Raw genomic sequence first — 11,770 nt, forward strand, 5'->3', positions numbered from 1 at the left:
ACTACCGCACAACGAAAAAACCGCTGACCCTCTTGCGAGGAATCAGCGGCTTCGAATTGGTTGCGGGGACAGGATTTGAACCTGTGACCTTCGGGTTATGAGCCCGACGAGCTGCCAGACTGCTCCACCCCGCAGCAGAATTATATACCAGATTGTTGCGAGGCGTAAAGGGCAAGATTTGACAATTGCATGCGCGCCCCGCCTCGCGGCGATTGCCGATGGGCAAATGATGGGTGCGCCAGGCGGAAATGAAAAAAGCCGCCGATCTTTTGCAAGAATCAGCGGCTTTCCGGTATTGGTTGCGGGGACAGGATTTGAACCTGTGACCTTCGGGTTATGAGCCCGACGAGCTGCCAGACTGCTCCACCCCGCACAAGAATTATAAGGGCAAACAGGTGGCTTAGGCAATAGCTATCTCAAATTAGACCGCAATAGAGCCATTTTATTAAAAATGCGTTCAAAAGTACGTCAAGCAGCTTGGCCAATTGCCGGTTGGCATTGTGTCCGCCCGTCACGCCACGCCGCACGCAATCGGTGTACAGTAAGCGGTGTACAGTAAGCGTTACACTAGACATCATTCTTTTCCTAAGCCCGCCCATGAAATTCTGCTCCGAATGCGCCCATCCTGTCAGCCTGTCCATCCCGGAAGGCGACAACCGTCCGCGCTATGTGTGCGCCAACTGCGACGCCATCCATTACCAGAACCCGAAAATGGTGGTCGGCTCGATTCCCGTCTGGGAAGAGGATGGCCAGTTGCAGGTCTTGCTGTGCAAGCGGGCCATCGAGCCGCGCCTGGGCTACTGGACCCTGCCGGCCGGCTTCATGGAAAACGATGAAACGACGTCGGATGCGGCCGAGCGCGAAACGGTGGAGGAAGCGGGCGCGAATATCGAACTGGGGCCCCTGTTTTCGCTGCTGAACGTGCAGCGCGTGCACCAGGTGCACCTGTTCTACCTGGCCCGCCTGCGCGACCTCGACTTCGCGCCGGGCATCGAAAGCCTGGACGTGCAGCTGTTTACGGAAGCGCAGATTCCCTGGGATGACCTGGCCTTCCCCACCATCCGCGCCACCCTGGAACTGTTCTTTGCCGACCGCGTGAAAATCCGCGAAGGCGGCAGCTACGGCGTGCATACGGGCGACATCACGCGCCCGATGGCGCGCGCGGATGCAGAATAAGCTCCCGAATAAGCCTCCACCAACTGCCACCTTTGACGCCGCATGATTCCCTGGCTCGACATCCACACCCCGTTCCCCGACGTCTCGCGCGCCCTGACCGACGAGGCGCCCGGCCTGCTGGCGGCCGGCGCCGACCTGTCGCCCGCGCGCCTGCTCGACGCCTACCGGCGCGGCATCTTCCCCTGGTTTTCCGAAGGCCAGCCTATTTTGTGGTGGAGCACCGATCCGCGCATGGTGCTGATGACGGACGATTTCAAGGTCTCCGACAGCCTGGCCAAGGCGATCCGCAAGGTCGAGCGCAGCGCCGCCACGGACGGGCGCTGGCAGCTGCGTTTCGACAGCGATTTCGACGCCGTCATGCGCGCCTGCGCGGCGCCGCGCAAGGATGGCCCGGGCACGTGGATTTCCGACGAAATCATCGCCGGCTACACGGGCTTGCACAAGCTGGGCTACGCGCACTCGTCGGAACTGTGGCTGGACGGGGAACTGGTGGGCGGCGCGTATGGCGTGTCGATCGGGCGCATGTTCTACGGCGAATCGATGTTCGCGCGCGTGACGGATGGCTCGAAGATCGCGCTGGCGCAGCTCGTGCGCTTCTTGCAGGCGCGCGGCGTGACCATGATTGACTGCCAGCAAGAAACAAGGCACCTGGCGTCGCTGGGCGCGGCGCCCATTTCGCGCGCGCGCTTCCTGGCCCATGTGCGCAGCGCCATTGAAGCAGCGCAAATCACGGATTGGCAGGCTGCACCGCCGGCATAAAAAAGCTATGATATCTCCACGCAGACTTCCATTGCCGCGGACAGACCAGACAGGATCAGCATGACGCACCTGAACGAACTACCGTTTGCCACCCTGCAGTTCTACACGACGGCGCCCTACCCGTGCAGCTACCTGGACGACCGCCAGGCCCGCTCGCAGGTGGCCACTCCCTCGCACCTGATCAACAGCGACGTGTATTCGGAACTGGTGCGCAACGGCTTTCGCCGCAGCGGCATTTTTACTTACCGTCCGTATTGCGACGGCTGCCAGGCCTGCATTCCCGTGCGCGTCGTGACGGGCGAGTTCACCCCGAACCGCAACCAGCGCCGCGCCTGGAGCCGCCACGCCGACCTGCAGGCGGGCGTGGCCACCCTGTCCTTCCTCGACGAGCACTACGAGCTGTACCTGCGCTACCAGAGCACGCGCCACGCGGGCGGCGGCATGGACCAGGACAGCCGCGACCAGTATGCGCAATTCCTGCTGCAAAGCCGGGTCAATACGCGCCTGGTGGAGTTTCGCGATGCCGAGGGCATCCTGCGCATGGTCAGCATCATCGACGTGCTGGCCGACGGCCTGTCGTCCGTCTACACCTTTTTCGACCCTGACGTGCCGGGCGCCTCGTACGGCACCTACAACGTGCTGTGGCAAATCGCCCAGGCGCGCGAACTGGGCCTGCCCTACATCTACCTGGGCTACTGGATAAAGCAAAGCCCGAAGATGGCGTATAAGATCAACTTCAAGCCGCTGGAAGCACGCATCAAGGGGCAGTGGGTGGTGATGTAAATCAAACCCGACGGCGAAGGGCCGGGGTCGGCCCCTGAGGGTCCGACCCCAGTCTTTTCAATGGGCTTTCCGTTTTTATTTGCTCTTGTCCGGAAACGCAGGACGCTTGGGCTGCACGGGCGGATTCTTCGCCAGTTCGGCCTGGATCACCTCGATCGCCTTTTCCAGCTGCGGATCGCGCCCGGCGATGACGTCGGCCGGCGTTTGCTCGACGTCGATATCGGGCGGCACGCCTTCATTTTCCACGCCCCAGCCGTTTTCGCGCGTCCAGAACGCCAGGTTCGGCGCCGTGATGAAGCCGCCATCCATCAGCACGGGGAAGCCCAGTACGCCCACCAGGCCGCCCCACGTCGCCTTGCCGATCAGCGGGCCCATGTTGTTCTTGCGGAACATCCACGGCAGCAGGTCGCCGCCCGAACCGGCCGTCTCGTCGATCAGCATGGCGCGCGGCCCCTGGATCGATGCGGACGGCGTCTTCATGTCGGCGCCGTAGCGCATGGTCCACCAGGCGATTTCCTTCTTCTGCAGGATCTCGATGTAGTAATCGGCCACGCTGCCGCCGCCGTTGAAACGCTCGTCGACGATGATGGCCTGCCTGTCCGCCTGCGGGAAGAAGTAGCGCTTGAAGTAGGTATGGCCCAGCCCCGCCGTATTCGGCACGTACACGTACGCCACCTTGCCATTGGTGGCCGCATTGACCTTGCGCATATTGCCTTCGATCCAGTCGCGGTTGCGCAAGGCATCCTCGGTCGGGACGGGCACCACGGTAATCGTGCGCGCGCCCTTGCCGTCGGCCGATGGCCCCACGGTCAGGTCGATGGCCTTGCCGGCCGTGTTCTCGAAGGCGCTATACAGGTTGGTCGGCGGCAGCAAAGGGCGGCTGTCGACGGCCAGCAGGTATTCGCCCGCCTTGACGTTCAGGCCCGGCTCCGTCAGCGGCGCGCGCAGGGCCGGATTCCAGTTCAAGCCGCCATACACCTTCTTGAAGCGGTAATGGCCGTCGCGCACTTCATAATCGGCGCCCAGCAAGCCCCCCGGCACCTTCTTCGCCTCGATAAAATCGTCGCCGCCGCCGCCCCGGTGGTGGCCCACGGCCAGCTCGCTGCACATCCATTGAATCAGGCGGTTCAGGTCCGCGCGGCTGGACAGCTCGGGCAGGAACACGGCGTACTTGTCGCGCATGGCCTTCCAGTCCACGCTATGCATGCCCGGGTCATAAAAGTAATCGCGGTTGATGCGCCACACCTCGTTGAAAATCTGCGTCCATTCGGCGCGCGGATCGGCCTTCACTTCGATGGCGTCGACCTTGATCTTGCCCTCGCCCGGCGCCAGCAGCTTGCCCGTGGCGGACCCCATGGCCCAGTTGTCCTTCTGGCGGTACAGCAGCTTCTTGCCGTCGGCCGACACTTCGAAGTCGTCCGCTTCCGCCACCACGGTTTCCGCCTTGCGCTCCTTCAGGTCGAAGCGCTGCACGGCCTTCTTGCCGTCGCTTTCGCGCAGCAAAAAGATCTGCCCGGCCGCGCCGGCCGTCAGGCTGGAAAACTGCGCGGCCGGCAGCGGCAAGTCGACGATGCGCGTGGCGATGCCGTCGAAATCGATGCTGATCGGCGCCACGGGGGCCACCGTCACTTTCGGGTCGTCGCGGCCCGTCTTCGGATCGATCTTCGGTTCGTTTTTCGCTTCCGGCTCCGCCTTCGCCATGTCTTTTTTACTCTCCGCGCTGGCGGCCTTTTCCTCGTCGCTTTCCTTGATCAGGGGCGACGGCAAGTCGCGCCGCAGCACGGCCATCCACACGGTGCGCGTCACCAGGTTGTCTTCGTTCTGCTGCGAGAACCAGTTGTTGCTGGGACCGGCATTCGTCGAGGCGAAGAAGTACAGGTATTTGCCGCTCTTGTCGAACACGGGCTGGGCCACGTCGGACAGGCCGTCGGTCACGGGCATCGACTTGTTCTGCTCGACGGAATAGATGTAGGCGCTGCGCGTGTAGGTGGGCGAATTGAGCGTGTAGGCCAGCCAGCGCGAATCGGGCGCCCACGCGGCGCGCATGCTCTTGTCGACGCCATACATCGGCTCCGTGGCGATCTTTTGCACCTTGCCGTTGCCGACGTCGATCACATACATGCTCCAGCCATTGTCGGCAAACGCGATCTTTTTGCTGTCGGGCGACCAGACGGCATTGTCATAGAAGCCGCTGCCATTCAGCTTGAACTTGCGCACGGCGCCCTTGCCGTCCTGCGCCCGCACATGCAGCTCGTATTCGCCCGATTCGTCGGAAAAATACGCGACCGAGCGGCCATCTGGCGACCAGATCGGCGTGCGCTCGTGGGCGCCGGCCGTCTGCGTCAGGTTGCGCACGTCGCCCTTGTCGGCGGGGATGGTGACGATCTCGCCCCGGTATTCGAAGGCGATGCGCGCGCCCGACGGCGAAATCGACGCATCGCGGATGTATTTCGCGTTCTTGACCCAGCGCGGGCGCGTCTGCCCCAGGTCGCTGGCCACGCCGATGGTCAGTTTTTGTGCCTGGCCGCTGGCGATGTCAAACGAGTGCAGATAACCGGCCTGCTCGTAGACGATGGTGCCGTTCGCGGCCGACGCGTTCAGCACGGGGAAATCCTTGTGCTGCGTCAACTGGCGCACGGCTTTCGTCTTGACGTCGTAGGCAAACAGGTTGAATTCGCCGTTGCGGTCCGAGCGGAAGTACACGGTATCCTTGATCCACATCGGGTCGACGTCGTTCGAGCGCGTGGTCGGCTGGGGGATCTTTTCAATCGATTTGTCGCTGGACGAAAACAGCCACAGCCAGGAATTGGTGCCGCCCCGGTAGCGCTTCCACTGTTTAAAAGCGGGCGCCAGCGGGTTGTAGGCGATGCGCTGGCCATCGGGCGAATACGTGGCACGCGAGGCGTTGGGGATTTCCAGCTGGGTTTCCACGCCGCCCGCCACCGGCACCGTGAACAGCTTCTGGAAACGGTTGTTGAAGGCGGCGCGGGGCGAGGTAAACATCACGGACTGGCCATCGGGGGTGAACGATTGCGCCAGATCAACACCCGGGTGGAAGGTCAGACGGCGCGGCACGCCGCCGGCGGCCGCGATCACATACACGTCGACATTGCCGTCGATGTTGGCGCTGTACGCGATCAGGCTGCCGTCGGGCGAAAACACGGGGTTCGATTTGTCGCCCAGGTCGGACGTCAGGCGCCGCGCGCCGCCGCCATCGAGGTTCGATAGCCATACGTCGCCCGCATAGATGAAGGCGATGTGGCGGCTGGAGACGGCCGGTTCGCTCAGCATGCGGGTGTCTTGCGTATTGGGCAGGGCCAGGGCCGGGTGGCTCAGCAGCAGTGCGCTGGCGGCCGCGATGGCGGTCAGGATGCGTGTCTTTTTCAATCGATGTCTCGCTTATGAAGTCAACAGAACAAAGAAAAAACAGGAAGGTCCACGGCCGAATGCGAATTATCAAGGATTCAATATTGCATTAGACCAACAAGAACTATACACCCGGCAGCCGCGCGGAACACGGTAAAATACGCCACTTATTTCGCGCGCCGCCAGCCCTTCCCGGCAGCCCGCATACCTACTCAAAGCGCCCCATGTCTGAAAAATTCCTGTACTCCCTCGCCCGCCCCCTGCTGTTTTCGATGGATGCCGAAGCGGCCCACCATTTCACCCTGCCCGCCCTGAAACGCGCCAGCGCGCTGGGCCTGACGAAGCTGGCCGGCAAACCGGCGGCGGACCCGCGCACGGTGATGGGCATCACCTTCCCGAACCCGGTCGGCCTGGCCGCCGGCCTGGACAAGGATGGCGCCTACATCGACGTGCTGGCCGACCTGGGTTTTGGCTCCATCGAAGTGGGTACCGTCACGCCGCGCGCACAGGCGGGCAATCCGAAACCGCGCATGTTCCGCCTGCCGCAGGCGCAGGGCATCATCAACCGCATGGGCTTTAACAATGGCGGCGTGGACGCGTTTGTCGCCAACGTGCAGGCGTCGAAGTTTTACCAGGAGCGCGCCGGCGTGCTGGGCCTGAACATCGGCAAGAACGCCGACACGCCGATCGAGCGGGCGGCCGACGACTACCTGCTGTGCCTGGAAAAAGTCTACCCCTACGCCAGCTATGTGACGGTGAACATCTCGTCGCCGAACACCAAGAATTTGCGCCAGCTGCAGGGCGCGTCGGAACTCGACGCCCTGCTGTCGCAGCTCAAGGAAGCGCAGGCGCGCCTGGCCGACAAGCACAAGCGCTACGTGCCGCTGGCCCTGAAGATCGCGCCGGACATGGATGGCGAACAGGTGAAAAGCATCGCCGAGTCGCTCACGCGCCACCAGATCGACGGCGTCATCGCCACCAACACGACCCTGTCGCGCAGCGCCGTCGAAGGCATGCCGCACGGCGCGGAAGCGGGCGGCCTGTCGGGCGCGCCTGTGTTCGAGCTGTCGAACAATGTCATCCGCCTGCTGAAGGCGGAACTGGGCGACGCGCTGCCCATCATCGGCGTGGGCGGCATCATGCAGGGCCTGGATGCCGTAGCCAAGTTCGAGGCAGGCGCACAACTGGTGCAGCTGTACAGCGGCCTGATTTACGCCGGTCCGGCCTTGATCAAGGATTGCGCCCGCGCGCTGCACGGCAAGCAGCCAGCATGATAGACAAGGTCAGACTCGGTTCCAGCGGCCTGGAAGTGAGCCGGATCTGCCTGGGCACGATGACCTTCGGCGAGCAGAATTCGGAAGCCGAAGCGCACAGCCAGCTCGATTACGCGCTGGAACGGGGCATCAACTTCATCGACACGGCCGAGATGTACCCGGTGATGGCCAGCGCGCAAACGCAGGGCAGCACGGAGCGCTACATCGGCAGCTGGCTGAAGAAAAGCGGCAAGCGCGGCGACATCGTGCTGGCCAGCAAGGTGGCAGGGCCGAATTCGCGCATGCACTGGATACGCAAGGGCAAGACGGACCACGACGCGGCCAACATCCGCGCCGCCGTCGAAGACAGCCTGCGCCGCTTGCAGACGGAGCACATTGACCTGTATCAATTGCACTGGCCCAGCCGCAACCTGCCCATCTTCGGCGCCAGCGTGTACAACCCGCGCAAGGAGCACGCCTGCGTCGCCATCGAAGACACGCTGGCCGTGCTGGGCAAGCTGGTCGAGGAAGGCAAGATCGGCCACATCGGCGTGTCGAACGAATCGTCGTGGGGCGTGTGCGAATACATCAAGCAGGCGGAACTGAAGGGCTTGCCGCGCATCGCCTCCATCCAGAACCTGTACAACCTGACGGCGCGCCATTTCGAGACGAGTTTGCTCGACGAAACCTGCCACCGGGAAAATGTCAGCTTGCTGGCCTACAGCCCGCTGGCGTTCGGCCAGCTGACGGCGAAATACCTCGACGATCCGCAGGCCAAGGGCCGCCTGACACGCTTTCCGGCCGGCTGGAGCCCCCGTTACGTGCGCCCCGCTACCATCGCGGCCGCCGGCCAGTATGCGGTGCTGGCCCGCGCGCACGGCTTGACGCCGGCGCAACTGGCGCTGGCCTGGTGCTACACGCGCTGGTTCGTGGCCTCGACCATCATCGGCGCCACCAGCGTGGAGCAGTTGCAGCAAAATATCGACGCCCATCAAATCACCCTGTCGCCGGAACTGGTGGCGGCCGTCGACGCCATCCACGCCAGCGTGCCCAATCCGGGGCAGTAAACGCCCTGCGTCTGGCGGCGCATGCCGCCGCCAGGTTCCCCCCTCTCCTCGCAGATAGTCGTATTTATACAACAGCTGCCAATTTACTGCTGTGCAGCATTGCGGCCTTGCCTTGCCCGGCCGTATGCTGGAAACGAGGCCATATGCGCTACTCGCGCCATGTTGACGTGTTTCAGATATTTATTGCATATCGATAGACAGAACGATTCGTAAGCACGCCACGTGCCCACTGTTAATCTGATTTCATCGTCGGACCGCCATGGTCCGCGTAACCACCAACCGAAGAGATATCGTCGATGAGTTCAAGCAACGCCCGCTCCCAGCTTCCCGCCCTGCCCGTGAAAACCGTTATCGCCGCCAGCCTGATCGCCTGTTTCAGCCTGCCCATGCAGGCGCAAGCGCAGCAAGAGCTGCCGGCCGAAGGCGAGTTGCAATCGGTGGTCGTCACCGGCACCTTCGCCAAGAACCGCCGCACCATCGATTCCGAATCGCCGATCGACATCCTCACGTCGCGCGACCTGCAAAGCACGGGCTCGGCCGAACTGGCCACCGTGCTGGCGCGCCTGCTGCCATCGATGAACTTCCCCCGTCCGACGGGTGCCGATGGCAGCGATGCCGTGCGCCCTGCCCAGCTGCGCGGCCTGTCGCCCGACCAGACCCTGGTGCTGGTGAACGGCAAGCGCCGCTACACGTCGGCCGTCGTCAACGTCAACGGCACCCTGGGCCGCGGCTCGGCGCCTGTCGACCTGAACGCCATCCCCTTGGCCGCCATCGACCACGTGGAAGTGCTGCGCGATGGCGCGGCGGCCCAGTACGGCTCGGACGCGATTGCCGGCGTGATCAACATCATCCTGAAAAAAGGCGCGGCCGGCGGCGACATCGAAGTGGGCTATGGCCAGACGCAGGAACGCGACGGCAAGCAAAAATCCATCAAGGGTTCGGCCGGCTTCGCCCTGGGCGAGGACGGCTGGGTGCGCGTCTCGGCGGAAGTGGCCGATCGCGGCCCCACCAACCGCGCCGGCCGCGATTTCAGCAACCCGCTGGAACCGCGCTATGGCCAGGTCAACCTGCGCTACGGCGATGCCGAGAGCAAGCCGGCTACCGTCTTCATCAACAGCGAATACCATCTCGGCGACAACCTCGACTGGTATGCCTTCGGCGGCTACGGCCAGCGCGACACCTCGGCCGGCGCCACCTGGCGCGCAGGCCTGGTAAAGGACAAAAATGGACAATACGTCACGCGCTCGTCGATCTTCCCCGAAGGCTTCCTGCCGATCCAGAACAGCACCCTGACCGACCAGTCGCTGGTGACAGGCTTGCGCGGCGAGGCGGCCGGCTGGCGCTGGGATGCCAGCCTGAATTACGGCAGCAACAAGTTCAAGCTGGATCTCGACAATACCGTCAATTTCGACCTGGCTGCCGCCAGCCCCACGCACTTCTATGTGGGCTCGCTGAAAAATGAGCAGACCGTCCTGAATCTCGACGCGGCGCGCGAATTCCCCGTCCCTTACTTTACGGGGCCGCTGACGGTGGCCGTGGGCGCCGAAGCGCGCCATGAAAAATACACGATCGGCGCTGGCGAGCAAGCATCGTATACCGGTACCGGGTCGCAGGGTTTTGCCGGCTTCCGTCCCGAAAACGCGGGTAGCCACAGCCGCCACAATGAATCGATCTACGTCAACCTGGAAGCGGAAGCGACGAAAAAACTGTCCGGCGGCGTGGCCCTGCGCCATGAGCGCTACAGCGATTTCGGCAGCACCACCTCGGCCAAGGGTTCGGCCCGCTATGCCTTCACGGACGCCCTGTCCCTGCGCGGCACCGTGTCGAGCGGCTTCCGCGCTCCATCGCTGGCGCAGCAGTACTACACCATCACCACCACCAACTTCCAGGTCATCAATGGCACGAATACGGCCATCGAAACGGGCACCTTTGCCGTCAACACGCCGCAGGCACGCGCCCTCGGTGCACAGGACCTGAAGGCGGAGAAAGCCCGCAACTACAGCCTGGGCCTGCAATTCCAGCCCACGCGCAACTTCACGACGACGGTGGACGCCTACCGCATCGACATCGATGACCGCATCCTGTTCTCTGCCAACCTGCTCCTGAGCGATGCGTTGAAAAAAACCCTCGCCGCGCAGGGCACGCCGGTGGGCGCAGGACGCTATTTCACCAACGCCGTCGATACGCGCACGGAAGGCGTGGACATCGTCAGCACCTACCGCATCGACTTGCAGGAGAAGGACCGCCTGGACTTGACCGTGGCCTACAACCACAACAAGACCTCGGTACAGAAACTGGCGGACAATCCGGCCATCCTGACGGCCAACAACCTGAAACTGATCGACCGCCAGACCATCCAGCGCGCCACTGTCGGCTCGCCGAAGGACAAGTTCAGCCTGGCCGCCGACTACAGCTTCGGCCTCTGGAATGCGCACGGCGTCGTAACGCGCTACGGCAGTTTCATCGTGCCGCAAAACAATGCCCTGCAAGACCAGCACTACGATCCGCAATGGGTGCTGGACGTGTCCGGTTCCGTGAAACTGGGCAAGAACTGGCGCCTGGTGGCAGGCATCGACAACGTCACCAACCGCTATCCTGACCAGATCACCAGCGTGGGCAACCTCAACAATGGCGGCACCCAGCCGTACAGCGGCTTCGCGCCGAACGGCTTCAACGGCCGCTATTACTACGCCAAGGCCGGCTATAGCTGGTAAATGGCGCTCTGCCATGCAAAAAGCCTGGAACGCATCGCGTTTCCAGGCTTTTTTTTCATGCGTCAGCGCCTGCGCCCGCAGGCGCTGCAGGCTCAGGCGCGGCGGCGGCGCGCGACAAATCCGACCAGGCCAAGGCCCAGCATCAGCATGCCGTAGGTCGCTGGCTCAGGCACTGCCGAAACCGAATTGAACGCGCGGAAATTGCTCAGGCCACGCGGCAGGTTGGCAATGGTGAAAACCGTATTGGCGGCCAGCGGCGTGTCCCAGTGGAACAACAGTTCGCCACGGCCATAATGCACGGCCAGGTAGTCAAAGCTGGCGTTGACGGTGAACGAACCAGAGTTGCTGCTGGCCAAGTCGCCCTGGGCGGCAAAGACCAAGGAGCCGGCACCGCTGGACGGCAGGCCAAACGTGCTGCTGACCAAACTCTGGATGGCGGCCGCGCTTTGCGCGCCGGGCGGGTTGGCGCCGTCATAGACCCAGACCGAGTCCGCTGCCACGCTGCCATAGGTGACGGTCTTGCCGCCCACCGAGAAGCCCGTCATGGCAGGATCGGTGATTTCCACCCAGCTCGCCGCCTGGGCCAATGGCGCCAGGCAAGCCGCAGCGGTCAGGCAAAGCCCCAGCAACGCACGTTTGGTCGTGTTCATAT

General features: G+C 63.3%; 8 protein-coding genes and 2 tRNA genes. 6 read left to right on the top strand and 4 right to left on the bottom strand.

Features of this window, described 5'->3' with window-relative positions:
* Positions 1-57: 57 nt before the first annotated feature.
* Both BZG29_RS23245 and BZG29_RS23250 read right to left on the bottom strand, forming a co-directional pair.
* Positions 58-134, bottom strand: a tRNA-Met gene (locus BZG29_RS23245).
* Between the two features lie 162 nt (positions 135-296).
* Positions 297-373: transfer RNA gene (locus BZG29_RS23250), tRNA-Met, on the bottom strand.
* A gap of 224 nt (positions 374-597) precedes the next feature.
* On the opposite strand from BZG29_RS23250, the gene BZG29_RS23255 reads away from it, so the two are divergent.
* From BZG29_RS23255 to BZG29_RS23265, 3 genes are read left to right on the top strand one after another with little or no spacing between them, the layout of a single operon-like run.
* Positions 598-1,176, top strand: coding sequence for an NUDIX hydrolase (locus BZG29_RS23255; RefSeq protein WP_034747557.1), 579 nt, complete (start codon positions 598-600; stop codon positions 1,174-1,176).
* Between the two features lie 42 nt (positions 1,177-1,218).
* Entirely contained in the window at positions 1,219-1,935 is a 717-nt protein-coding gene (aat, locus tag BZG29_RS23260) for a leucyl/phenylalanyl-tRNA--protein transferase (RefSeq protein ID WP_077407948.1), read from the top strand.
* A gap of 60 nt (positions 1,936-1,995) precedes the next feature.
* The gene (locus BZG29_RS23265; protein ID WP_077407950.1) at positions 1,996-2,718 is read left to right on the top strand and encodes an arginyltransferase; all 723 of its coding nucleotides are present in this window, start codon (positions 1,996-1,998) and stop codon (positions 2,716-2,718) included.
* A gap of 75 nt (positions 2,719-2,793) precedes the next feature.
* Here the strand turns inward: BZG29_RS23265 and BZG29_RS23270 are convergent, their stop codons facing one another.
* Positions 2,794-6,105 carry a S41 family peptidase gene (locus BZG29_RS23270; RefSeq protein ID WP_077407953.1) on the bottom strand — a complete coding sequence of 1,104 codons (3,312 nt, stop codon included), beginning with the start codon at positions 6,103-6,105 and terminating at the stop codon, positions 2,794-2,796.
* Positions 6,106-6,308: 203 nt separating this feature from the next.
* On the opposite strand from BZG29_RS23270, the gene BZG29_RS23275 reads away from it, so the two are divergent.
* The 3 genes from BZG29_RS23275 to BZG29_RS23285 all read left to right on the top strand — a co-directional run bounded on the left by BZG29_RS23275 (position 6,309) and on the right by BZG29_RS23285 (position 11,118).
* A complete protein-coding gene (locus tag BZG29_RS23275) occupies positions 6,309-7,358 on the top strand; it encodes a quinone-dependent dihydroorotate dehydrogenase (RefSeq protein WP_077407955.1) in 1,050 nt (349 codons plus the stop codon).
* Positions 7,358-8,404: an aldo/keto reductase gene (locus tag BZG29_RS23280; RefSeq protein WP_077409255.1), complete on the top strand. Its 1,047-nt coding sequence runs from the start codon at positions 7,358-7,360 to the stop codon at positions 8,402-8,404. Before BZG29_RS23275 ends, BZG29_RS23280 begins: the two co-directional genes overlap by 1 nt.
* Before the next feature lie 296 nt (positions 8,405-8,700).
* Positions 8,701-11,118 carry a TonB-dependent receptor gene (locus BZG29_RS23285; protein WP_077407957.1) on the top strand — a complete coding sequence of 806 codons (2,418 nt, stop codon included), beginning with the start codon at positions 8,701-8,703 and terminating at the stop codon, positions 11,116-11,118.
* A gap of 92 nt (positions 11,119-11,210) precedes the next feature.
* Here BZG29_RS23285 and BZG29_RS28595 read toward each other — a convergent pair whose 3' ends face one another.
* Positions 11,211-11,768 carry a PEP-CTERM sorting domain-containing protein gene (locus BZG29_RS28595; protein WP_077407959.1) on the bottom strand — a complete coding sequence of 186 codons (558 nt, stop codon included), beginning with the start codon at positions 11,766-11,768 and terminating at the stop codon, positions 11,211-11,213.
* Positions 11,769-11,770: the final 2 nt, after the last annotated feature.

The sequence above is a fragment of the Janthinobacterium sp. LM6 genome (genome assembly GCF_002002885.1).
GTDB lineage: Bacteria > Pseudomonadota > Gammaproteobacteria > Burkholderiales > Burkholderiaceae_D > Janthinobacterium > Janthinobacterium kumbetense.